General features: G+C 66.0%; 18 protein-coding genes. 13 read left to right on the forward strand and 5 right to left on the reverse strand.

Annotated elements, in window-relative coordinates; genetic code table 11:
* Positions 1-22: 22 nt before the first annotated feature.
* Genes AC0IXR_RS03970 through AC0IXR_RS03990 form a run of 5 tightly spaced genes read left to right on the forward strand, consistent with a single transcriptional unit; the run spans position 23 to position 6,108 of the window.
* Positions 23-496, forward strand: coding sequence for a formate dehydrogenase subunit gamma (locus tag AC0IXR_RS03970; protein WP_018044994.1), 474 nt, complete (start codon positions 23-25; stop codon positions 494-496).
* Complete coding sequence (locus tag AC0IXR_RS03975) at positions 493-2,052, forward strand: formate dehydrogenase beta subunit (RefSeq protein WP_471759803.1); 1,560 nt, start codon at positions 493-495, stop codon at positions 2,050-2,052. The genes AC0IXR_RS03970 and AC0IXR_RS03975 overlap by 4 nt, the downstream gene beginning before the upstream one ends.
* Positions 2,053-2,065: 13 nt before the next feature.
* Positions 2,066-4,927: a formate dehydrogenase subunit alpha gene (gene fdhF / locus AC0IXR_RS03980; protein ID WP_471759804.1), complete on the forward strand. Its 2,862-nt coding sequence runs from the start codon at positions 2,066-2,068 to the stop codon at positions 4,925-4,927.
* Positions 4,914-5,771, forward strand: a complete 858-nt coding sequence (gene fdhD / locus AC0IXR_RS03985; RefSeq protein ID WP_471759805.1) for a formate dehydrogenase accessory sulfurtransferase FdhD — start codon at positions 4,914-4,916, stop codon at positions 5,769-5,771. Before fdhF ends, fdhD begins: the two co-directional genes overlap by 14 nt.
* Positions 5,772-5,814: 43 nt before the next feature.
* Positions 5,815-6,108, forward strand: a complete 294-nt coding sequence (locus tag AC0IXR_RS03990) for a formate dehydrogenase subunit delta (protein WP_207411533.1) — start codon at positions 5,815-5,817, stop codon at positions 6,106-6,108.
* Between the two features lie 86 nt (positions 6,109-6,194).
* Here AC0IXR_RS03990 and AC0IXR_RS03995 read toward each other — a convergent pair whose 3' ends face one another.
* Positions 6,195-7,124: a hypothetical protein gene (locus AC0IXR_RS03995; protein ID WP_471759806.1), complete on the reverse strand. Its 930-nt coding sequence runs from the start codon at positions 7,122-7,124 to the stop codon at positions 6,195-6,197.
* Between the two features lie 652 nt (positions 7,125-7,776).
* Between AC0IXR_RS03995 and gltB the strand changes: the two genes are divergently transcribed.
* From gltB to AC0IXR_RS04010, 3 genes are all read left to right on the forward strand, one after another.
* Entirely contained in the window at positions 7,777-12,489 is a 4,713-nt protein-coding gene (gene gltB, locus AC0IXR_RS04000) for a glutamate synthase large subunit (protein ID WP_471759807.1), read from the forward strand.
* 7 nt (positions 12,490-12,496) lie between these two features.
* Positions 12,497-13,099, forward strand: coding sequence for a glutathione S-transferase family protein (locus tag AC0IXR_RS04005; RefSeq protein ID WP_471759808.1), 603 nt, complete (start codon positions 12,497-12,499; stop codon positions 13,097-13,099).
* A gap of 101 nt (positions 13,100-13,200) precedes the next feature.
* Positions 13,201-14,634 carry a glutamate synthase subunit beta gene (locus AC0IXR_RS04010; protein ID WP_056431403.1) on the forward strand — a complete coding sequence of 478 codons (1,434 nt, stop codon included), beginning with the start codon at positions 13,201-13,203 and terminating at the stop codon, positions 14,632-14,634.
* Between the two features lie 78 nt (positions 14,635-14,712).
* On the opposite strand, the gene AC0IXR_RS04015 is transcribed toward AC0IXR_RS04010, so the two are convergent.
* From AC0IXR_RS04015 to galE, 3 genes are all read right to left on the reverse strand, one after another.
* On the reverse strand, positions 14,713-16,083 hold the full coding sequence (locus AC0IXR_RS04015) for an SGNH/GDSL hydrolase family protein (RefSeq protein WP_461229420.1): 1,371 nt from the start codon (positions 16,081-16,083) through the stop codon (positions 14,713-14,715).
* 148 nt (positions 16,084-16,231) lie between these two features.
* Positions 16,232-17,458, reverse strand: coding sequence for a lytic murein transglycosylase (locus tag AC0IXR_RS04020; RefSeq protein WP_471759809.1), 1,227 nt, complete (start codon positions 17,456-17,458; stop codon positions 16,232-16,234).
* Positions 17,455-18,447 carry a UDP-glucose 4-epimerase GalE gene (gene galE / locus AC0IXR_RS04025; RefSeq protein WP_056431395.1) on the reverse strand — a complete coding sequence of 331 codons (993 nt, stop codon included), beginning with the start codon at positions 18,445-18,447 and terminating at the stop codon, positions 17,455-17,457. The genes AC0IXR_RS04020 and galE overlap by 4 nt, the downstream gene beginning before the upstream one ends.
* A gap of 188 nt (positions 18,448-18,635) precedes the next feature.
* On the opposite strand from galE, the gene galU reads away from it, so the two are divergent.
* Entirely contained in the window at positions 18,636-19,502 is an 867-nt protein-coding gene (gene galU, locus AC0IXR_RS04030) for a UTP--glucose-1-phosphate uridylyltransferase GalU (RefSeq protein WP_471759810.1), read from the forward strand.
* 360 nt (positions 19,503-19,862) lie between these two features.
* Here the strand turns inward: galU and AC0IXR_RS04035 are convergent, their stop codons facing one another.
* A complete protein-coding gene (locus AC0IXR_RS04035) occupies positions 19,863-20,771 on the reverse strand; it encodes an N-formylglutamate amidohydrolase (protein ID WP_207411539.1) in 909 nt (302 codons plus the stop codon).
* A gap of 208 nt (positions 20,772-20,979) precedes the next feature.
* Here AC0IXR_RS04035 and cpdR point away from each other — a divergent pair, with 208 nt between their 5' ends.
* The 4 genes from cpdR (at position 20,980) to AC0IXR_RS04055 (ending at position 23,090) form a co-directional block, all read left to right on the forward strand.
* On the forward strand, positions 20,980-21,336 hold the full coding sequence (cpdR, locus tag AC0IXR_RS04040; protein WP_003603128.1) for a cell cycle two-component system response regulator CpdR: 357 nt from the start codon (positions 20,980-20,982) through the stop codon (positions 21,334-21,336).
* 98 nt (positions 21,337-21,434) lie between these two features.
* A complete protein-coding gene (grxC, locus tag AC0IXR_RS04045; RefSeq protein WP_461229423.1) occupies positions 21,435-21,707 on the forward strand; it encodes a glutaredoxin 3 in 273 nt (90 codons plus the stop codon).
* The gene (locus AC0IXR_RS04050; protein WP_471759811.1) at positions 21,704-22,579 is read left to right on the forward strand and encodes a carbon-nitrogen hydrolase family protein; all 876 of its coding nucleotides are present in this window, start codon (positions 21,704-21,706) and stop codon (positions 22,577-22,579) included. The genes grxC and AC0IXR_RS04050 overlap by 4 nt, the downstream gene beginning before the upstream one ends.
* A gap of 25 nt (positions 22,580-22,604) precedes the next feature.
* Positions 22,605-23,090, forward strand: a complete 486-nt coding sequence (locus AC0IXR_RS04055; protein ID WP_207411542.1) for a DUF1178 family protein — start codon at positions 22,605-22,607, stop codon at positions 23,088-23,090.
* Positions 23,091-23,103: the final 13 nt, after the last annotated feature.

The raw sequence follows: 23,103 nt of genomic DNA on the forward strand, positions 1-23,103 counted from the left end.
CAAGTTCATCCGGGTAGGAACAATGCTGCAGCATGAGCCATGGAGCGCGCAGCGTGCGGCCGGCATCATCGCCGACCACACGCATCTCGAAGGCGCCACGCTCCCCATCCTCCACGCCTTGCAGGAAACCTTTGGCTACGTCGACGAGGGCGCCGTTCCGCTCATCGCGGACGCGCTGAACCTGTCGCGGGCCGAGGTGCATGGCTGCATCACGTTCTACCACGACTTCCGCCGTGCGCCCTCGGGCAAGCATCAGGTGAAGCTGTGCCGCGCCGAGGCCTGCCAGGCCATGGGATCGGACGCTCTTCACGCGGATATCCTCGCCCGCCTTGGCATCGATTGGCACGGCACGACGCCGGACGGCCAGATCACGGTGGAGCCGGTCTACTGCCTCGGGCTTTGCGCCAACGGCCCGGGCGCCCTGGTCGACGATGAGCCGCTGGCGCGCCTCACCGCAGATTCCCTGGAATCGGCCCTCACGGAGATGAAGTCGTGAGCATCACCATCTATGTCCCGCGCGACGCCGTCGCGCTCGGTCTCGGCGCCAACCGTGTCGCCCGCGCGATTTTCGCCGGCGCCGAGCGCCGCGGTCTCGACGTCACCATCGTCCGCACGGGCTCGCGTGGGATGCTGTGGCTGGAGCCCATGGTCGAGGTCGCGACGCCGGAGGGCCGCATCGCCTACGGTCCCGTCACTCCCGGCGATGTCGACAGCCTTCTCGATGCCGGCCTGGTGAATGGCGGCGAACATGCCCTTCGCCTCGGCAAGCCCGAGGAGATGCCGTATCTCGCCCGGCAGCAGCGCCTGACCTTCCATCGCTGCGGCGTGATCGATCCCGTCTCGGTGGAGGATTACCGGGCGCATGGCGGCTATAACGGCCTGGATGCCGCGCTGAAGCTCGATGCCGCCGGTATCGTGGCGCAGGTGCGCGATTCCGGCCTGCGCGGACGCGGTGGTGCCGGCTTCCCCGCCGGCATCAAGTGGAACACGGTGATGCTCGCCCAGTCCGAGCAGAAATACGTCGTCTGCAATGCGGACGAGGGCGATTCGGGCACCTTCGCAGACCGTATGATGATGGAGGGCGATCCCTTCAACCTCATCGAGGGCATGACCATCGCGGGCATCGCGACGGGGGCCACGCGCGGCTACATCTATCTGCGTTCCGAATATCCGCAGGCTTTCGCGACGCTGAAGGAAGCGATCGTCAATGCCAAGGCCGCCGGCTATCTCGGCGACAACGTGGCGAGCTCGGGAAAGGCCTTCCACCTCGAAGTGCGCTTGGGCGCCGGCGCCTATATCTGCGGCGAGGAGACCTCGCTGCTGGAGAGCCTGGAGGGTCGTCGCGGCATCGTCCGCGCCAAGCCGCCGATCCCGGCACTGAAGGGCTTCCTCGGCCAGCCGACCCTCGTCAACAACGTGATGACCTTCACGGCCGTGCCCTACATCCTGGAGCACGGTGCCAAGGCATATGCCGATTACGGCATGGGCCGTTCGCTCGGCACGCTGGCGATCCAGCTCGCCGGCAACATCAAGCATGGCGGCCTGATCGAGTTCGCGTTCGGCATCACCCTGCGCGAGATCATCGAGGATTTCGGCGGCGGTACGCAGAGCGGCCGTCCTGTCCGCGCCGTGCAGGTCGGCGGCCCGCTCGGGGCCTACTTCCCCGACCATCTCCTCGACACGCCGCTCGATTACGAGGCGATGGCGGCCAAGAAGGGCCTCGTCGGCCATGGCGGCATCGTGGTGTTCGACGACACCGTCGACATGGCCAAACAGGCCCGCTTCGCTTTCGAGTTCTGCGCGGTGGAATCATGCGGCAAGTGCACCCCCTGCCGCATCGGCGCGACGCGCGGCGTCGAGACGATGGACAAGGTCATCGCCGGCATCCGCCCCACTGAGAATCTCGCCGTCGTGGCCGATCTTTGCGACGTCATGACCGACGGGTCGCTCTGCGCCATGGGGGGCCTCACACCGATGCCCGTCATGAGCGCGATCACCCATTTCCCCGAGGATTTCCAGCAGCGCGGACCGATGTCCGTGGCCGCTGAATAAGGAGGCGCGACCCATGGCCCTCATCAAAGAGATCGATTACGGCACCCCGATCCGGGTGAACGAGCAGACCGTCACCCTCACCATCGACGGCATGAGCGTCACTGTTCCCTCCGGCACCTCGGTGATGGCGGCGGCGATGCATGCCGGCACGCAGATCCCCAAGCTCTGCGCAACCGATTCGCTGGAAGCCTTCGGCTCCTGCCGGCTCTGTCTCGTGGAGATCGAGGGGCGGCGCGGCACGCCCGCCTCCTGCACGACCCCGGCCGAGAACGGCATGGTGGTCTCGACCCAGACGGACAAGCTCGCCAAGCTCCGCAAGGGCGTGATGGAGCTCTACATCTCCGATCACCCCCTCGACTGCCTGACCTGTGCCGCCAACGGCGATTGCGAGTTGCAGGACATGGCAGGCGCGGTCGGCCTGCGCGACGTGCGCTACGGCTATGACGGCGCCAACCACGTCAAGCCGTCTTCGGACCAGTACCTGGCCAAGGATACCTCCAACCCGTATTTCACCTACGATCCGTCGAAATGCATCGTCTGCAATCGCTGCGTCCGCGCTTGCGAAGAGACGCAGGGCACCTTCGCGCTCACGATTTCGGGCCGTGGCTTCGACAGCCGGGTGGCTGCCGGCCCCACCGATTTCTTCAACTCCGAATGCGTGTCCTGCGGCGCCTGCGTTCAGGCCTGCCCGACGGCGACGCTTCAGGAAAAGTCGATCATCGAGCATGGCCAGCCGGACCATTCCGAGATCACCACCTGCGCCTATTGCGGCGTCGGCTGCTCGTTCAAGGCCGAGATGCAGGGCACCCGCATCGTCCGCATGGTCCCCTACAAGGGCGGCAAGGCCAATGACGGCCATTCCTGCGTCAAGGGCCGCTTCGCCTACGGCTACGCCACCCACAAGGACCGCATCACCAAGCCGATGATCCGCGACAAGATCACGGACCCCTGGCAGGAAGTGTCGTGGGAGGTCGCGATCGATCGCGCTGCTTCCGAGTTCAAGCGGATCCAGGCTCAGTACGGCAAGGATTCCGTGGGCGGCATCACCTCGTCGCGCTGCACCAACGAGGAAGCCTACCTCGTCCAGAAGCTCGTGCGTGCCGCCTTCGGCAACAACAACGTCGATACCTGCGCCCGCGTCTGCCATTCGCCCACCGGCTACGGCCTGATGTCGACGCTCGGCACCTCTGCCGGCACGCAGGATTTCGCCTCGGTGGCGCATTCCGACGTGATCCTCGTCATCGGTGCGAACCCGACCGACGGTCACCCGGTCTTCGGCTCGCGGATGAAGAAGCGCCTGCGTGAGGGGGCCAAGCTCATCGTCGCCGATCCGCGCAAGATCGACTTGGTGAAGTCGCCCCATATCGAGGCCGATTACCACCTGCCGCTGAAGCCCGGCTCCAACGTCGCCTTCATCAACGCGATGGCGCATGTCATCGTCACGGAAGGGCTGATCGACGAGGCCTATGTCCGCGAGCGCTGCGACCTCAACGATTTCGAATCCTGGGCCCGGTTCATCGCCGAGGAGCGTCATTCGCCCGAGGCTCAGGCCGACAAGATCGGCGTGAACCCCGAGGACATCCGGGGCGCCGCCCGCCTCTACGCCACCGGCGGGGCCGCGGGCATCTATTACGGTCTGGGCGTCACCGAGCACAGCCAGGGCTCGACCATGGTCATGGGCATGGCCAACATCGCCATGGCCACCGGCAATATCGGCATGCTTGGTGCCGGCGTGAACCCGCTGCGCGGACAGAACAACGTCCAGGGCTCGTGCGACATGGGCTCGTTCCCGCACGAGCTACCGGGTTACCGCCACGTGTCGGACGACGCCACCCGCGAGACCTTCGAATCGCTGTGGGGCGTCCAGCTCGACAAGGATCCGGGCCTGCGCATCACCAACATGCTCGACGAGGCCGTCGATGGCGCCTTCAAGGGCATGTACATCCAGGGCGAGGACATCGCCCAGTCCGACCCCGACACGCACCACGTGACCGCGGGCCTGATGGCGATGGAATGCATCGTCGTCCAGGACATCTTCCTGAACGAGACGGCGAAATACGCCCATGTCTTCCTGCCGGGCGCGTCGTTCCTCGAGAAGGACGGTACCTTCACCAATGCCGAGCGTCGCATCTCCCGCGTCCGCAAGGTGATGCCGCCGCTCTCGGGCGTCGGTGATTGGGAGGGTACGATGCTGCTCTCGAACGCCCTCGGCTATCCGATGAACTACTCGCATCCGAGCGAGATCATGGACGAGATCGCCTCGCTCACCCCGAGCTTCAAGGGCGTGAGCTTCGCCAAGATCGACGAACTCGGCTCGATCCAGTGGCCGTGCAACGACGCCGCTCCCAACGGTACGCCGATGATGCACGTGGACCGGTTCGTGCGCGGCCTCGGCAAGTTCATGATCACCGAGTACGTGGCGACCGAGGAGCGCACCGGACCGCGCTTCCCGCTCATCCTCACCACCGGCCGCATCCTGTCGCAGTACAATGTCGGCGCACAGACGCGCCGCACGGAGAACTCGCGCTGGCACGAGGAGGACGTGCTGGAGATCCACCCGTTCGATGCCGAGGTTCGCGGCATTCTCGACGGCGATCTCGTGGCTCTCGAGAGCCGCTCCGGCGACATCGCCCTGAAGGCGATCGTCTCCGAGCGAATGCAGCCGGGCGTGGTCTACACCACGTTCCACCATGCCAAGACCGGTGCCAATGTCATCACCACCGACTACTCGGACTGGGCCACCAACTGCCCCGAGTATAAGGTGACGGCGGTACAGGTGCGGCGGACGAACCGTCCGTCGGATTGGCAGGCGAAGTTCTTCGAGGAGGACTTCTCGCTCACGAGAATCGCGACGCAATTGAATGCTGCCGAGTGAACGGAACGATCTGAACGACATCGACGCGCCGGCTCCGACGAGCCGGCGTGTGCCGACCCTGGTCGTGGCCTACGACGATCCCATGGCCCGCGAAGGGCATCGCGATCTCGCCGTCGAGATGCCCGTCAACCTCGTCTATGGCAGCGTGCCCTACGCGGTCATGATGACGACCCCGTCCGACCTCGAGGATTTCGCCTACGGGTTCAGCCTCACTGAGGGGATCGTCGAGTCCGCAGACGAGATCAGGTCGGTTCGGGTCGAGGACGGAGACGGGGGATTGCGCCTCGTCGTGGATCTCGCTCCGGGGCGGCTGCGCGAGCATCTTGCGCGGAAACGCGCCATCAGCGGTCGCACCGGATGCGGCGTCTGCGGCATCGACGATCTCGCGGCCCTGCCGAAGGCGGAGGCGCGTTCTCACGCGATGCAGGTAGTCGGGATCGAATCGATCCAGCGCGCCCTGCTCGGAATGGGCGATGCGCAGGTTCTCAACCACACGACCCGCGCCGTCCATGCCGCGGCCTGGGCGGATCGGAACGGCAATCTTCTCGCCGTCCGCGAGGATGTCGGGCGCCATAACGGCCTCGACAAGCTGATCGGTGCGCTGATGCGGGCCGGGACCGATCCCAACGATGGCTTCGTCGTCATCACCAGCCGCTGCTCGTTCGAGATGGTGGAGAAGACTGCGACCTTCGGCGCTGCCGTTCTGGTGGCGATCTCCGCCCCGACCTCCCTCGCCATCGACCGGGCGCGACTGCACGACATCACGCTCTGCGCCATCGCCCGGTCGGACACCCTCACGGTCTTTTCCGGCCGTGAACGTCTTCGTCTTGCCGCCGAACGCTAAGTCGCGCGCGGCCGATCCTTCACCCGTCGACAGAGCCAGTCCCATGAGCGCCCTGACCACCAACGACAAGCTCGTCCGCATGGCGAACCAGATCGCCGGCTTCTTCAGATCCTATCCGGATGACGAAGCCGTGGCGGGTATCCACAAGCACATCGTGGCGTTCTGGACGCCGAAGATGCGCCGTGCCCTCGAAGCCTATGGCCCGACCGAGGGAAGCAACCTCGACCCGCTGGCGTTGAAGGCGATCACGACTTCGCCGAGTCAGAGCGACAGCCCCGTCCGGGCGGCCACGAACGACCCCCATCTACAGGGCGCCGGCGCGAGCGATGCTGGCTGATTGGCCGCGAGCGTGTTCAAGAAAAAGGCGCCGAGCCTTCGTCGCTCGACGCCTTTGTTCGTCTCGGTAGGCGATGATGACGTCTGCTACTCGGCCGGACGGTCGCCTTGCTGATCCTTGTCGGTCGATCCCGGTACGACCGTCGCGCCACCGATGACCCGAACGGCTTTCCTGTCCGCAGGCGGATCGCTCCACGCCTGAGCCTTGGGCGAGGGAGCCTGCGCGGCGTCTCGGCGGGGCTGATTCGCGGCGGGTGTCGAGGGTTCGACCTTCGGCTGCTCGATGGCGGCAACCGGAGGCGTGGTGGTCCGGGCATCGGACGTTGCGTCCGTCGCGGCCGGGGAGGGGGCTTCCGGAGCGAGCCGGGGCGCTGCCGGCTTCGCCGGCGGGGCCAACCTGGTGATTTTGCGGGCTGGCGCCGGTTCTGCCGGGCGTCTCGCGTCGCCGGTGCGGGCATCGGGGTTGAGACCCAACGGGTTGCGATCGGCGGGTTCCGCGCGGGCAGGGGCGTCTGGGCGCGCCGCCACGTCGAAACGCGGCTGCCGGCTCACACCATCTCCGTTCGGGATCCTGCCGGGGGGAACAGGCCTTGCCGCCTCGCGCATCGGTTGACGGGGCTGCTCGTCCGCCTCGGTCCAGCCATAGCCGGGCGCCGCCGGACGGGCGACGGGAATCGGTGCAGGCGGCAACGGTGCACCGAGACGCTGGCGGTCAAGGACCGCGCCGTCCCGTGCATCCACGAAGAGCCGCACCCTGTCGCCATAGGGGCCCGTCGCTTCGACGATATAGGCACGGCCGTCGAATCGCGGCCGCGTCACCTCGGTGAAGCCGCGGTCGTTCAGGCGCCAGACGACGGCGCGAGGGGGAAGGATAAGGTCGGGCTCGTAACCGTATTGCGCTTGAGCGGTGACAGTCCCGAGGGCCGACAGGGTGATGAACCCCGCCAGCATGGTCAGGCCAATCTGAGACCGGCTGAACTTATGGGAGCGCACAGGCGCCCTGCGGCTCGATTCCATGGTGCCTCGTCTTGCTTGGTCGTTCGTTCCGTAGCCTACTGTTGACGCAGGTCTATGGAGGTCTCCGTGCGGTCCATCACCCCGCATGCCGCTTGTGCTTGGCGAGCCCTGTAGAGCGCCCGATTGGGGCGGGAATGCGGGTGAAGCGCGGCAAGTCGCGGGCGATCGGTATCCGTCGGTTTCCCGGCCCTGTCACCGATCCCGCTGTCAGCATCGGCCCGTGTTGTTGACCTCAAAACGTATGCATGGTCGCAGCGCACATCAAACCTGTCCAACACGCGCGCGAGCCTCTTGCTGGAGCGTTTAAAATCTGTCACCTTCCGTAATTAGGACAGTACGGCTGTCCCATTTTTTGGCAGGGTGTTCCGGCGGCGATTCGTCTCCGAGGACAATTGCCGTCGAGGAACGCGGAAGGTCTCGAGCGGGTGTCGAATCTCACGAAAAAACGAGATTCCAAGCCGGTCGCCATTACGGCGATCCGGGCCCGCACGGCTTGAACTCAAGCCGGCGTTGAGCCCGCGGAGTGCGGGCGCTTCCTTACCGAAGATCCTGCACGAATCCGACCGCGTCGAGGTAGGGGCCTGAGTGCCGGATGGCATTCGGGCATGAAACATGCTCGCATGCGGGCACGGACGAATGAGGCTGAGGGGTTATGAGCATGGCCGCATCTGAGGTTGCCGGGATCGTCCAGAACCCGATCCCCGCCACGCGGGACGGCGTCGCGCCGCTCGTCGTTCGCGATTCCGCCCTGCCGCATAAGCAGGGTCTTTACGATCCGGCCCGTGAGGGCGATGCCTGCGGTGTCGGCTTCGTCGCGGACATGCATGACCGGCGGACCCATGCCATCGTGGCTCAGGGCCTGCTCATCCTCGAGAATATCGACCATCGCGGCGCCGTCGGCGCCGATCCGAAGATGGGCGACGGCTGCGGCATCCTCACCCACATCCCGCATTTCCTCCTGAAGGAAGAGTGCGAGGGCCTCGGCATCGCTTTGCCCGAGCCTGGCCATTACGGTGTCGGCCAGTTCTTCATGCCGAAGGACGAGGAAGGCCGCCGCATCGTCGAGGAGATCGTCGAGAAGTCCCTCCAGGACGAAGGGCTCCCCTTCCTCGGCTGGCGCGACGTGCCGGTGGATGCGAGCGACCTCGGCGTGCGCGTCAAGGAGACGGAGCCGCACCACAAGCAGGTCTTCATCGGCCGCCCGGCCGCGATCACGGACGAAGACGCTTTCGAGCGCCGTCTGTTCATCGCGCGCAAGGTCATCTCGAACAAGGTCTACGGCCTCAACGATCCGCGCGTGAAGGCCTATTACCCGGTCTCCGTCTCGACTCGGACCATCGTCTACAAGGGCATGGTTCTGGTCACGCAGCTCGGCCATTACTTCAAGGATCTGCAGGACGAGCGCTACGTCTCGGGCCTCGCCCTCGTGCACCAGCGTTTCGCCACCAACACCTTCCCGACTTGGCAGCTGTCGCACCCCTACCGGATGGTCGCCCATAACGGCGAGATCAACACCCTGCGCGGCAACGTGAACTGGATGGCGGCGCGTCAGGCCAGCGTCGATTCGGATCTGTTCGGCAACGACATCTCGAAGCTCTGGCCGATCTCCTACGAGGGCCAGTCCGACACCGCCTGTTTCGACAACGCCCTCGAATTCCTCGTGCAGGGCGGCTACTCGCTCGCCCATGCCATGATGATGCTGATCCCGGAGGCCTGGGCCGGCAACCCGCTCATGAGCGAGGAGCGCAAGGCGTTCTACGAGTATCACGCCGCCCTGATGGAGCCGTGGGACGGCCCCGCCGCCGTCTGTTTCACCGATGGCCGCCAGATCGGCGCGACCCTCGACCGTAACGGCCTGCGCCCCGCCCGCTACATCGTCACGGAAGACGGCCTCGTCGTGTTGGCCTCCGAGATGGGCGTTCTGCCGATCCCGGACGAGAGCATCGTCGAATCCTGGCGCCTGCAGCCGGGCCGCATGCTGCTCATCGACCTGAAGAAGGGTCGCATCATCTCCGACGAGGAGATCAAGAGCGAGCTCGCCGCGGCCAATCCCTACGCACAATGGGTGAAGAACACCCAGATCGTGTTGGAAGACCTGAAGCCCGTCATCCCGCGCGCCTCGCGCTCCGACGTGTCGCTGCTCGATCGGCAACAGGCGTTCGGCTATAGCCAGGAAGACCTCAAGCTGCTGATGGCCCCCATGGCCGTCACCGGCCAGGAGGCGGTCGGCTCCATGGGAACCGACACGCCGCTCTCGGCCCTCTCCGATAAGCCCAAGCCGCTCTACACCTATTTCAAGCAGAACTTCGCGCAGGTCACCAATCCGGCGATCGACCCGATCCGCGAGGAGGCCGTGATGAGCCTCGTCTCGTTCATCGGGCCGCGCCCGAACCTGCTCGACATGGAGGGGGCTTCCCGCAAGAAGCGCCTCGAGGTCCGTCAGCCGATCCTGACCAACGGGGACCTCGAGAAGATCCGCTCGATCTCCCATTTCGAGGACCGTTTCGACACCAAGACCCTCGACATGACCTTCCCGGCCGAGTCCGGCGCCGTCGCCATGGAAGGCGCGGTCGACCGGCTGTGCGACCGGGCCGAGGCGGCGGTGCGCGGCGGCTACAACATCATCATCCTGACCGACCGCGGCGTCGGACCGGACCGTATCGCGATCCCGGCTCTGCTGGCCACGGCGGCGGTGCACAATTACCTGATCCGCAAGGGACTTCGGACCTCCGTCGGTCTCGTGGTCGAGTCCGGCGAGCCGCGCGAGGTGCATCACTTCGCCTGTCTCGCGGGCTACGGCGCCGAGGCGATCAACCCCTATCTCGCCTTCGAGACGGTGATCGCGATGAAGGACGAGTTCCCGCCGGATCTCACCGACGACGAGATCGTCTATCGCTACATCAAGTCGATCGATAAGGGCCTGCTCAAGGTCATGTCCAAGATGGGCATCTCGACCTATCAATCCTATTGCGGCGCGCAGATCTTCGACGCGATCGGCCTGAACTCGTCCTTCGTGGCCCGTGACTTCTTCGGCACCAAGACCACGATCGAAGGCATCGGCATGGCCGAGGTCGCCGAGGAGACTGCCCGTCGTCACGCCGACGCGTTCGGCGACGCTCCGGTGTTCCGTCACGCCCTCGATGTCGGCGGCGAATATGCCTACCGCCTGCGCGGAGAGAGCCATACCTGGACGCCGGATTCGGTGGCCACCCTTCAGCATGCGGTGCGTCTCGGCCTGCCCGAGCGCTACCGTGAATATGCCCGGCTCGTGAACGAGCAGGAGAACCACCTCAAGACCATCCGCGGCCTGTTCCGCATCAAGCAGGCGGCCGAGCTCGGCCGGGCGCCCGTCGACATCTCCGAGGTCGAGCCGGCCGTGGACATCGTCAAGCGCTTCGCTACGGGCGCGATGTCCTACGGTTCCATCTCCAAGGAAGCCCACGAGACCCTCGCCATCGCGGTGAACTCGTTCGGCGGCCGTTCGAATTCCGGTGAGGGCGGCGAGGAGGTGGAGCGGTTCAAGCCGATGGCCGACGGTCGTTCGCGTCGCTCGGCGATCAAGCAGGTCGCATCCGGTCGCTTCGGCGTGACGACGGAATATCTCGTCAATGCCGACATGATGCAGATCAAGGTCTCGCAGGGCGCCAAGCCCGGTGAGGGCGGCCAACTGCCCGGCCACAAGGTCGACGCCAAGATCGCCAAGGTCCGCTACGCCACTCCTGGCGTCGGCCTGATCTCGCCGCCGCCGCATCACGACATCTACTCGATCGAGGATCTCGCCCAGCTGATCTTCGACCTGAAGAACGTCAATCCGGCCGCCGATGTGTCGGTGAAGCTCGTCTCCGAGGTCGGTGTCGGCACGGTCGCCACCGGCGTCGCGAAGGCGCGCGCCGACCACATCACCATCTCGGGCTTCGACGGCGGCACGGGCGCGGCGCCGCTGACCTCCATCAAGCACGCGGGCGGGCCATGGGAGACGGGTCTCGCCGAGACCCAGCAGACCCTGGTGCTCAGCCATCTGCGCGGTCGTGTCGTGCTTCAGGCCGATGGCGGCATCCGCACGGGCCGGGACGTGCTCGTCGCGGCTCTGCTCGGCGCCGACCAGTTCGGCTTCTCCACCGCGCCGCTCATCGCGGCCGGCTGCATCATGATGCGCAAGTGCCACCTGAACACCTGTCCGGTGGGTGTGGCGACGCAGGACCCCGTCCTGCGCAAGCGCTTCAAGGGCACGCCGGAGCACGTGGTGAACTACTTCTTCTTCGTGGCGGAGGAGTTGCGCGAGCTGATGGCGGAGATGGGCTACACCAAGCTCGAAGACCTCATCGGTCGCGCCGACTTCCTCGACACGCTGGAGGTCATCAACCACTGGAAGGCGCGGGGCCTCGATTTCTCGAAGCTCTTCCACCGTCCCGATGTCGGCCCCGACGTGGCGATCCGCCATACGGAGAAGCAGAAGCACCCGATCGACACGGTGCTCGACCGCCGCCTGATCGAGGGCGCCAAGGCGGCCATCGAGACCGCCGAGCCGGTGGTGCTCAACGAGGTGATCCGGAACTCGGACCGCACGGCTGGGGCGATGCTTTCGGGCGTCGTCGCCAAGCGCTACGGCCATGAGGGATTGCCCGACGACACCATCACGGTGAACCTGTCCGGCACCGCCGGCCAGAGCTTCGGAGCTTGGCTCGCCGCCGGCATCACCGTGGTTCTGACGGGTCATGCCAACGATTACATCGGCAAGGGGCTCTCGGGTGGTAAGCTGATCATCCGGCCGAGCGACGCGTTGCGGTCACCCGCCGGGCGGACGATCATGGCCGGCAACACCGTCCTGTACGGGGCCATCGCGGGCGAATGCTACATTCGCGGTTCGGCCGGCGAACGCTTCGCCGTGCGGAATTCCGGCGCCATCACGGTGGTCGAAGGCATGGGCGACCATGGCTGCGAGTACATGACGGGCGGCGTCGTCGTGTCCATCGGCGAGACCGGGCGTAACTTCGCGGCCGGCATGTCGGGCGGCATCGCCTACGTGCTGGATGCGGACGGCTCCTTCGCCGCGCGCTGCAATCTCTCGATGGTCGATCTGGAGCCCATCGAGGAGGAGGACGACGTCATGCGTCGCTTCCACCAGGACGGCGACCTCGAGACTAAGGGCCGCGTCGATATCCTGGCCGACATGTCCGGGCACGACGAGGAGCGGCTGAGCCAGCTCATCACCAATCACCTGAAGTACACGGGGTCCCCGCGTGCCAAGGCGATCCTCGATGATTGGGCGGGTTACCGCACCAAGTTCGTGAAGGTGATGCCGGTGGAATACCGCCGCGCCCTGCGCGAAATGGAGATGGCGCGGATGCCGGTTGCGGCTGAGTGAGGCCGGTATGCGGATCTACGGTGATCTCGTCTCGGGCAATTGTCTCAAGGTCAAGATCGTCGCCGATTACCTCCACCTTTCCTATCGCTGGGTGCCGATCGACATTCTGAAGGGCGAAAGCCGAACACCCGACTACCTGTCCCGCTTTCCGGCGGGGCAGGTGCCGGGGGTCGAATTCGAGGACGGCCGGTGTCTGGCCCAATCGAACGCGATCATCCGCTATCTTTCCCGCGGGAGCACGTTGATCCCGTGTGACGCGTTCCTCGCGGCGAAAATGGACGAGTGGCTGTTCTGGGAACAGTACAGCCACGAGCCCGCCATCGCGGTCTGCCGGTTCGAGATGCGTTCCCTCGGCAAGCCGAAGGAGGCGCGCGATCCGGCCCGTGTGGCCCGCGGCGAAGCGGCTTTGGACGTGATGGAGCGCCATCTCGGCGGTGTCGAGTGGCTGGTTGGAGAAGAGCTCAGCGTCGCGGACGTGTCGCTCTTCGCCTATACGCAATGGGCCGATGAGGGCGGATTCGACCTCGCGGCGAGACCGTCGATAAGGGCGTGGCTCACCCGTTGCACGAATGTTTTCGAGCGCGCCGACCACAGGCTGAAGACGGGTTAGTCGGCGGCACCGGGCGGCACAACAGGGATGACGAGCTGAGGCGGACCGGGCCGGTCAACCGCCGCTCGACGGATCAGACAGACTCGCGAAAGACGATCACGATGGGCAAGATCACGGGTTTCCTCGAGTTCGACCGGCAGGAGCAGAAGTACCAGCTCGCAGCGGACCGCGTGCGGCACTTCCGCGAGTTCACGCTGCCCCTCGACGAGCACGACCTGAAGAAGCAGGCCGCGCGCTGCATGGATTGCGGAATCCCGTTCTGCCATGGGCCGACCGGCTGCCCCGTGCACAACCAGATCCCGGACTGGAACGAGCTCGTCTTCCAGTCGGATTGGGAGGAGGCCGCGCGCAACCTCCATTCGACCAACAATTTCCCCGAATTCACCGGCCGCGTCTGTCCGGCGCCGTGCGAGGAGGCCTGCACCCTCAACCTCGAGAACCAGCCCGTCGCGATCAAGACGATCGAGCAGGCCATTGCCGACCGCGCCTGGAACAACGGTTGGGTGAAGCCGGAAATTCCTGCGTCCCGCACCGGCAAGAAGGTCGCCGTCATCGGCTCGGGGCCGGCGGGCATGGCCGCAGCGCAGCAGCTCGCGCGCGTCGGCCACGACGTCCATGTCTTCGAGCGTGAGCCGAAGGCCGGTGGTCTGCTGCGCTACGGCATCCCCGACTTCAAGATGGAGAAGCGCCATATCGACCGGCGCGTGAAGCAGATGGAAGCGGAGGGCGTGACCTTCCATTACGGCGTCAATGTCGGCGTGACGAAGCCGCTCGACGAACTCACCGCCGAGTTCGACGCGGTGCTCTTCGCCGGCGGCGCCGAAGATCCGCGCAACCCGCAGCTCCCCGGCCAGGAACTCGCCGGCGTGCATTACGCGATGCCGTTCCTCGTCCAGTCGAACCGCAGGGTGGGTGCCGAGCCGATGCCGGGCAACGGCGAATTGCCGATCCTCGCCACCGCCAAGAACGTCGTCGTGATCGGTGGCGGCGATACGGCGTCGGATTGCGTCGGCACCTCCTTCCGCCAGGGCGCCCTCTCGGTGACGCAGCTCGACATCCGGCCGCGTCCGCCCGAGCGCGAGGACAAGCTCTCGGTCTGGCCCTACTGGCCGACCAAGATGCGGACCTCGTCGAGCCAAGCCGAAGGGGCCGAGCGCGAGTTCCAGGCCGCCACCCTGCGCCTGGAAGGCAACAAGAAGGGCAAGCTCACTGGCGTGGTCTGCACCCGCGTGGATGAGAAGCGCCAGCCCATCCCCGGCGGTGAGTTCACCCTGCCGGCCGATCTGGTGTTCCTCGCCATCGGTTTCGCCGGTTCGGTTCGCAAGGGCCTACTCGAGGAATCCGGCGTCGTCATGGACAAGCGCGGCAACGTCACCGCCAACGAACTCGATTACCGGACGTCCAACGAGAAGATCTATGCCGCCGGTGACATGCGCCGTGGGCAGTCCCTCGTGGTCTGGGCAATCCGCGAAGGCCGCCAGGCGGCGCGCTCGATCGACGAAGCCCTGATGGGATCGAGCGTCCTGCCGCGCTGAAATCAAGGTCCGGGGCCGGCTCCATGCCGAGCCCCGGCACCGGATCTCTTCGCGCTACCCGGCGCAGACGTGCCGGGATCAGCCCGGCGGCCATTTGAAATCGTCGGCCCGGCCCGGCTGTGGCATCGGCGCCGAGCCACGCTGAAGCACCCGCTCCACGTTCCCCGATGCGTCGCCGTCGCGCGGCCGCCCGCTCATTAGAGTCCCGCCCGGCGTCACCTCTGCACGGCCGAGGGGAATGACCGGGCCAGCCGCCGGTTTCACCGGCAAGGCGGGGATGCCCGGGGGCTCCGGCAGGCTCGGCAGCATCGAGGTGATCTGGCGATCGATCGCCGCGGTGTCATCAAGCTTCGGGGCCTCACCATCCAGGAGGGGACCCGGAACCGTCGCTACGGGCGCCACCGTCGGCGCCTCCGTGGGGTTCGTGCCCATGAGACGCTTGAGTTCGACATCGGCGAAATGCGCGACCTTGCGGGAGCCCGCCTTGGTGAAATGCACGCCGTCCGACGTCCGCAGCTTGGCCTCCTGCCCCTCCAGGTCGGGCCCCGTCATGGTGAAGCGATTGCGATCGTCGACGAAGCCCGGCCAGATGTCGACATAAGTCCCGCCCGCCTTCGCCACGCGGTCGCGGATGAGGTCGTTGATGGTGGCGATGTCCTTCGTCAGCGGCTCGCTGCGCATCGGCGGCGCGCCGACCCAGATGAAGGGGATCTTTTGGGCGGCGAAGACCTTGGCCAGGGCATCGACGCGGTCGCGGTAGATCTCGCGCCAGCGTTCCGTTCCCGGTTCCACGGTCTCGTTCCCCTCCCTGATCGGCTGGCGGTCGTTGGCGCCGAGCATCACGACCGCGTAGGCGACTTTCGGGCTGGTTTTCAGAAAATCCTCCGCCGCCTTAGGCCAGTCGACCACGTCTTTCCGGACGAGACCGCTATCGGCCTTCGAACGGTCGAGGATCGCCACGTCGGCATTGTCCTCGAACACGTCATCGAGGCCACGGCCGAGAGAGTTCGCCAGGGAATCGCCGAAGACCGCGATGCGGATCGACGGCTCCGCCTTCGGCTGGACCGGTTTCGGCTGGGCGACCACGGGGGCCGGACGCGGCCGCCTCGTATAGGAGCGCTGGCTCTCCCCGATCGTCGGTGGCCGTGGCCGGGTGGGTCGGGCCGATGGCACGGGCGCGGGGGTCGGTTGTACCTGCTGCGGACGATCTTCCCAGGGCCAGTAGAACTGACGCGGCGCCTCCTGCGGGGGAGGGGCGTAGCGCCGGTTGGCTTGGCGGCCACCGTAATCTCCCTCCTCGCGCGGCCGGCGGCGCGGCGCGTAGTAAGAATCGCCGCGAGGGGTATCGTAGGAATCGCCCCATTGCGCCGCGGCGAACGGGCCAGAGGCGAAGAGCAGGGGCGTCGCGAACAAGGTGAGGAGGCAAACACGGAGAAGAGCGTCCCTCACCTGCCCCGCAACGGCCACCCCGTACGCTACGTTCTTGACTGTCCTTGGTGCCACGCTGCGACCTGCCTGCTGATCGTCGAAGGACGAGACCGCGCCATCCTATCGGACGATCGGCCCCGCGTCTAAATCCGCCTCACGAGGCGGAGCCTTAGGGGCGCGCCGTAACGTGCTCCAGAAGGCTGGGCGTGGCGTAGCCGTCGGCCACCAGACCTTCCTTGATCTGATATTGGCGGACCGCCTCCCGCAGCTTCGGTCCGGCGCGGCCATCCGCATCGCCGGCATAGAGGTTTCGGGCGGCCAGGGCTTTCTGCAGTGCCTGCAGGCCCGCTTTGTCGAGGCGTGGCACGCCGGTCGGCCAAGGTGCCGCCAGTGGCGGCCCGCCGGCAAGACGGTCGGCGAGATGGCCAACGGCGAGTGCATAGGAATCCGAGGTGTTGTAGCTCCGGATCACCTCGAAATTGTCGGTGATCAGGAAGACCGGGCCGCCCGAGCCGCCGGGCAGGAACAGGCTGGCCGCACCCGATCCCGGCAGCGCCTCGCCATCGATCCTGCGGACGCCCCGTCTGGCGAAGTCCGACAGGTCCGCCCGATACGTCGTCAGGTCGAATCCGCCTGGAAGCGTCACGGCATAGCCCCAGGACAGGTCGCGGTTCCAGCCGAGAGACTGGAGATAGCCGGCGATGGAGGCCAGGGCATCCGGCTCCGATCGCCAGATGTCTCGGTGACCGTCCCCGTCGAAATCCACCGCATGCTTCAGGAAGGTCGATGGGAGGAACTGGGTCTGGCCCATGGCGCCGGCCCAGGATCCCTTCATCGCCTCGGGGGCGATGTCGCCGCGCTGCAGAATCGTTAATGCGTCGAGGAGCTCGTTCCGGAACAGCGTGCCGCGAAAGCGCGCCTGCGCCAGGGTCGCCAGGGCGCGGATGGTCGGGACGGTCCCGCCGCTCGCTCCGAAATCCGACTCGACCCCCCAGAAGGCGAGGACGATCCAGCGCGGGACGCCCGTCCGGGCCTCGATCGCCGCCAGCGTGGTGGACAGACGGGCCGCTTGTGAGCGGCCCCGTGCGATCCGCCCGGTCGAGACCGCACCGACGAGATAGTCCCAGACGGGGCGTCCGAACTCCCCTTGAGCGGTGGTCTTGGCGAGGATGCCGGGATCGGGCGAAGACACGCCGCGAAACGCCGCGTCGAAGGTCGCAGCACTGACCCCACGCGCCTCGGCATCGGGCCGCAGAGCATCGACGAAGCTGCGGAACGAGGCGTTTGCTGCCGCCTCCGGTTTGGCAGGCGGTGTCTGCCGGGCGGAATCCTTTGCCCAGGCCTCCGCTGCAAGAAATGCGCAGAGGGCAATGGCGGCGCGGAGGGCTGTCTTCATAGGCGGTTGCGCCGGGCCAGGGTCTCTTCCCAGGCGAGGGCCTGGGCCACGATCCCGTCGAGGTCGTCGTAACGTGGCTGCCAGCCCAATTCAGCGCGGATCCGGTCGGCCTTCGCCACGATCTGCGCCGGGTCGCCGGGCCTGCGCGGCGACAGCCTCACTTCGAAATCACGGCCCGAAATGCGCTTGACCACCTCGATCACCTCGAGGACCGAGTAACCGCGCCCGTAGCCGCAATTGAGCGTTTTGCTCGCGCCACCCGAACGTAGATGATCGATGGCGACGCAATGGGCATCGGCGAGATCGGAAACCTGGATGTAATCGCGGAGGCACGAGCCGTCGCGGGTGGGGTAATCCGTACCGAACACGCTCAGATGACTGCGCCGGCCCAGCGCCGCCTGAGTGGCGACTTTGATGAGATGGGTGGCTTCGCTTGAAGATTGGCCGCTGCGTCCGCGAGGATCGGCACCCGCGACATTGAAGTAACGCAGGATGACGTAGCTGAAGCCGTGGGCCTTGGCTGCGTCGTCGATCATCCACTCGCTCATGAGTTTCGAGCGGCCGTAGGGGTTGATCGGCGCGGCCACGAGGTCCTCCGGCACCGGGACGATTTCGGGCTCGCCGTAGATTGCGGCGGTGGAGGAGAAGATGACGTGCTTCACCCCGCCATGCACCGCAGCCTCGATGAGCGCCCGGGTCTTGACCGTGTTGGCCAGATAGTAGCCGAGAGGGTCGGCCACCGAATCCGGCACCACGATCTTGGCGGCGAAATGCGCCAGCACATCGATTCCGTGTTCGGCGATGACCCGTTTCACCAGGGCCTGATCGGCCACGTCGCCCACCACCAACGTCACGTCGGGGGGAAGCACCCAGTCGAAGCCGGTGGACAAATCATCGATGACGACGATGTCCTTGTGGCCGGCATCCAGCAACGCCAGCACCATGTGGCTGCCGATATATCCCGCGCCGCCCGTCACCAGAATCGCCATGGCCCCACTTCCATTCCCGCGCACGTCGCGGAAGATATACCTCAAACCCTCCGTGTGATCATGCGGCGCTTTAGGCTGAGTCGGGCGTGGAAATGGTTTTGTTCTTGCTCGCTCCATCACGACAACGTGCTATCGTCCCCCGCCTCCGGGTTGTTCCCACCGCATTTTAAGAGACCGGGTCCCGCTTGATGAAACCGATTCGTAAAGCCGTCCTGCCTGTCGCAGGGTTGGGTACCCGCTTCCTGCCCGCCACCAAGGCCGTCCCGAAGGAAATGCTCACCGTGGTCGACCGGCCGGTCGTCCAGCATGTGGTGGACGAGGCGCGCGAGGCCGGGATCAAGCATTTCATCTTCGTCACCGGCCGCGGCAAGGCCGTGATCGAAGATCATTTCGACATCGCCTTCGAACTCGACCGCATGCTGCAGGAGCGCGGCAAGGAGGCGATCTACGAGGAGTTGAAGCGGGATCTCCCGGCTGCCGGGCAAACGAGCTTCACCCGCCAGCAGGCTCCCCTCGGCCTCGGCCATGCGGTCTGGTGTGCCCGCGAGATCGTCGGCGACGAGCCCTTCGCCGTGCTGCTCCCCGACATGCTAAGCAAGGGCTGCATGCAGCAGATGCTCTCCGCCTATGAGCGCCATGGCGGCAACGTCATCGCCGTGGAGGAGGTCAAGCCGGAGGAGACGCATCAATACGGTATCGTCGGCGTCGGTGAGACCTATGGGCAGACCTTCGAGATCAACGGCATGGTCGAGAAGCCCAAACAGGGCACCGCGCCATCGAACTTCATCATCTCCGGGCGCTACATCCTGCAGCCGGAGATCTTCTCGATCCTAGAGAAGGGCGAGAAGGGTGCCGGCGGCGAGATCCAGCTGACCGACGCGATGATCAAGCTGGCCGAGAAGCAATCCTTCTTCGGCATGCATTACGAAGGCCGGACCTACGATACCGGTTCCAAGCTCGGCTTCCTCACGGCGAACATCGCCTACGCGCTGCAGCGCAAGGAACTCGCCGAGCCGCTCAAGGCCGAGATCGCCCGGCTGCTCAAGGAACATTGAGGGAAGGCTCGGGAGGAGTACGCGCAAACCGAGACTGTCGAGCCAAGACCTGCAAGCTGCGCCGTACGGTGCGTGCGACGCGGGCATGGCATGCACCGAGTGCAGACTTTCGACGGCGAAACACTCTTGCGCTTTGTGCGGCGCACTGTACTTTGTGCATTGCGAGATCGCGATGGCGTCGCGGTCCCGTAGCCCTTCTTGGGCGTTTCCTCCCTAGACTTCGGGCCGCTCTTCGGAGCGGCCTTTTTTCTTGGGAAATCGGTTTGTGATTTGGCGGTTTGTGATTTGGCGGTTTGTGATTTGGCGGTTTGTGATTTGGGACGTCTGCTCGCGCGATACGCGCGGCAGAACCCATCCGGTCTATTCGGCGGCAATCCTGCGGAGTGTCAGGCTGTCCATTTCCTCGGCCACCGCCTTCACCACCTCGCGTAGCGTCCAGACCAGATCCGCGAACCCCTGCGTCACCGCGAGGTTGCTCTCGTTCATGTAGAGCCCGCGGTTGATCTCGATCTGAAGCGCGTGGCGGCCGATATTCGGCTCCCCGTAATGTTCGGTGATGAACCCGCCCGCATAGGGCTTGTTGCGCAGGGTGCGGAAACCGCGCGCGCGCAGATGATGCTCGAACGCCGCGATCAGGATCGGCGTGCAGCTCGTCCCGAACCTGTCGCCCAGCACGAAATCGGCCTTCGCATCCTCGTCGCGGGGGAGGCTCGAGGACGGCATCGAATGGCAATCGATCAGGATGGCGTGGCCGAAGGCACGTGCGGTGCGCTGAATGAGGCCGCGCAGGGTACGGTGATACGGCTTGTAGAGCTCCTCGATCCGCGCGACCGCTTCCTCCACGGGGAGCCGCGTGCGGTAGATCTCCTGACCATCGGCCACCACCCTCGGCACCGTACCGAGGCCGCCGGCGACACGCATGGACCGCGTGTTGGCGAAGGGCGGAAGGCGGCCGTCGAACATGCGCGGGTCGAGCTCGTAGGGCTCGCGATTCACGTCGAGATAGGCCCGTGGGAAGTTCGCGCGCATGAGCGGCGCGCCGAGATCGACCACGGGCGCGAACAGGCGGTCGACATAGGCGTCTTCCGAGCGGCGGAGCGCCAACGGGTCGAGGCGTGAGCCCGCGAGGAAGGCTTTCGGATAGACCGCCCCGGAATGAGGCGTGTTGAACACGAACGGAAGCGTGTGCTCGCCCGGCTCGTCGATGGCGAAGGGCGGTACGAAATCTCCCGGATTCGCTGCATTCCAGCGAGGGCTAGGCTCGGTCATCGCGGCGTGTGCGCCCAGGTGCTGGAAGGGAAACGCATGGCCGCACTTTGCGGCGTGTGACGGTGCGTGTCCACTGCGACACCCCCCGTCGCGAAGTGATCGGTGTGCCGTCCTGCACCCGGTCCGGGTGCCAATCTCAACACCTTGTTTACCAAGTCTGCGCTTTATGGAAAGAACACAGCGACTCAAGGGTGCGGGACACCGACCGATGAAGATCCTCCTGGCCGAAGACGACAACGACATGCGCCGGTTCCTGGCCAAGGCGTTGCAGAATGCCGGCTATGACGTGCTGTCGTTCGATAACGGCCTCTCGGCCTATAATCGTCTGCGCGAGGAGCCCTTCGAACTGCTCCTGACCGATATCGTGATGCCGGAAATGGACGGGATCGAGCTGGCGCGCCGCGCCACCGAACTCGATCCGGACATCAAGGTCATGTTCATCACGGGCTTCGCGGCGGTTGCCCTGAACCCGGATTCGAAGGCTCCGAAGGACGCGAAGGTGCTGTCGAAGCCCTTCCACCTGCGTGACCTCGTCAACGAGGTCGAGAAGCTGCTGGCGGCCTGAAACCGATTCGCGCGTCGGCGCAATGACGCCTTCGCGGTAGGAAGACGTCCGCCATTCCCCTATATGCTCAGGGGAGCGAAGCGGGACGTCTGCAAACCATGCCTCCGGTGACCATCTACACGACAGCCTGGTGCCCTTACTGCACCGCCGCCAAGACCTTGCTGCGCGAGAAGGGCGTGACCTTCACGGAGGTCGACGTCGAGAAGACTGTCGGCTCCCGTGCGGCCATGACCCAGCGTGCGGGCGGCCGAACCAGCGTGCCGCAGATCTTCATCGGCGAGACGCATGTGGGTGGTTGCGACGACCTCTACGCCCTCGACCGGTCGGGCAAGCTCGATCCGCTTCTGTCGACCCAGGCGCCGCAATCATGAGCGACGGTTCGCCGACGGAACAGGACAAGACCGAGCCTCGCTTCGTCGCGGCCTGCGTCCAGATGCGGTCCGGGCGCGATCCGCTTGCCAATCGGGATGCCGCCGTCGCCCTGGTGCGAGAGGCTGCGTCCCAGGGGGCAGACTACGTACAGACACCGGAAATGACCTCGCTGGTGGAGCGGGATAAAGCCAGCCTGTTCGCCAATGTGCGCGAGCAGGACGAGGACGTGACCCTCGCCGCCCTGCGCGATGTGGCCCGCGAGCGCGGCATCGTCGTCCATATCGGCTCGCTGGCCGTGCGGAACGGCGACAAGATCGCGAACCGCGCCTTCCTCATCGATTCAAAGGGGGCAATCACCACCTCCTACGACAAGCTCCACCTCTATGACGTGGACCTTCCCAACGGCGAGCGCTGGCGCGAATCCAATACCTATACCGGCGGTGCCTGCGCGGTCGTCGCCGAAACGCCCTGGGCGCCCCTCGGGATCGCGATCTGCTACGACCTGCGTTTCCCGGCCCTGTACCGGGCTCTGGCGGAAGCCGGGGCGACGATTCTCAGCGCTCCGGCCTGTTTCACCAAGCAGACGGGCGAGGCGCATTGGCATGTCCTCCACCGCGCCCGCGCCATCGAGACCGGATCGTTCATGATCTCGGCCGCTCAAGGCGGTCGCCACGAGGACGGCCGCGAGACCTACGGCCACTCGATCATCGTCGATCCCTGGGGCAAGGTGCTGGCGGATGCCGGCGGTGCCGAGCCCGGCGTGATCCTGGCCGAGATCGACCTCGCCCGCGTCACCGAGGCGAGGGGGCGGATCCCCGCCCTCAAACACGCACGCCCCTTCACGGTCGAGCGCGTCGGGCGGGCTGGGTGACCATGCGTCCGGTCCAATCCCGCCCATGATCCGCTACACGCTCGTCTGCGAGAACGGACACGATTTCGAGGGCTGGTTTCGCTCGAGCGATTCCTACGACGCACAGGCGGCGGACGGTCTCGTGGAATGTCTCGCTTGCGGCTCGACCCGGGTCGCCAAGGCCATGATGGCGCCGGCGCTGGCGAAGACCGTCGCATTGGCGCCGGATCGGAGCCGCTCGACTGCCGAACCTGCTACGAGCGCGCCCGTTGCCGTGCCTTCTGCGGACGTGCCGGTGATGGCTGAGCCGGAGCGGCAGTTGCGCGCCCTGATGCGTGCCATGCGCGAGCACGTGATCCGGACGGCCGACAATGTCGGTCCGCAATTCCCCGAAGAGGCGCGGCGCATGCATTACGGCGAGGCCGAGTCCCGCCCGATCTACGGCGTCGCCAGCCCTTCCGAGGCCCGTGCCCTCGTGGAGGAGGGGATCGACGTGGCCCCGCTCCCCGCCTTGCCCGGCGACCTCAACTGAAGATTCGCCGCCG

The sequence above is a fragment of the Methylobacterium sp. AC832 genome (genome assembly GCF_979256025.1).

What these genes read in the sequence shown, in the direction of transcription:
- AC0IXR_RS03990 (WP_207411533.1), top strand. Translation starts at nt 5,815, where the DNA reads ATGAGCGCCCTGACCACCAACGACAAGCTCGTCCGCATGGCGAACCAG.
- grxC (WP_461229423.1), top strand. Translation starts at nt 21,435, where the DNA reads ATGCCTCCGGTGACCATCTACACGACAGCCTGGTGCCCTTACTGCACC.
- AC0IXR_RS04050 (WP_471759811.1), top strand. Translation starts at nt 21,704, where the DNA reads ATGAGCGACGGTTCGCCGACGGAACAGGACAAGACCGAGCCTCGCTTC.
- AC0IXR_RS04035 (WP_207411539.1), bottom strand. Translation starts at nt 20,771, where the DNA reads ATGACCGAGCCTAGCCCTCGCTGGAATGCAGCGAATCCGGGAGATTTC.
- galE (WP_056431395.1), bottom strand. Translation starts at nt 18,447, where the DNA reads ATGGCGATTCTGGTGACGGGCGGCGCGGGATATATCGGCAGCCACATG.
- AC0IXR_RS04020 (WP_471759809.1), bottom strand. Translation starts at nt 17,458, where the DNA reads ATGAAGACAGCCCTCCGCGCCGCCATTGCCCTCTGCGCATTTCTTGCA.
- fdhD (WP_471759805.1), top strand. Translation starts at nt 4,914, where the DNA reads ATGCTGCCGAGTGAACGGAACGATCTGAACGACATCGACGCGCCGGCT.
- fdhF (WP_471759804.1), top strand. Translation starts at nt 2,066, where the DNA reads ATGGCCCTCATCAAAGAGATCGATTACGGCACCCCGATCCGGGTGAAC.
- AC0IXR_RS04055 (WP_207411542.1), top strand. Translation starts at nt 22,605, where the DNA reads ATGATCCGCTACACGCTCGTCTGCGAGAACGGACACGATTTCGAGGGC.
- AC0IXR_RS03995 (WP_471759806.1), bottom strand. Translation starts at nt 7,124, where the DNA reads ATGGAATCGAGCCGCAGGGCGCCTGTGCGCTCCCATAAGTTCAGCCGG.
- galU (WP_471759810.1), top strand. Translation starts at nt 18,636, where the DNA reads ATGAAACCGATTCGTAAAGCCGTCCTGCCTGTCGCAGGGTTGGGTACC.
- AC0IXR_RS04010 (WP_056431403.1), top strand. Translation starts at nt 13,201, where the DNA reads ATGGGCAAGATCACGGGTTTCCTCGAGTTCGACCGGCAGGAGCAGAAG.
- gltB (WP_471759807.1), top strand. Translation starts at nt 7,777, where the DNA reads ATGAGCATGGCCGCATCTGAGGTTGCCGGGATCGTCCAGAACCCGATC.
- AC0IXR_RS04005 (WP_471759808.1), top strand. Translation starts at nt 12,497, where the DNA reads ATGCGGATCTACGGTGATCTCGTCTCGGGCAATTGTCTCAAGGTCAAG.
- cpdR (WP_003603128.1), top strand. Translation starts at nt 20,980, where the DNA reads ATGAAGATCCTCCTGGCCGAAGACGACAACGACATGCGCCGGTTCCTG.
- AC0IXR_RS03970 (WP_018044994.1), top strand. Translation starts at nt 23, where the DNA reads ATGCTGCAGCATGAGCCATGGAGCGCGCAGCGTGCGGCCGGCATCATC.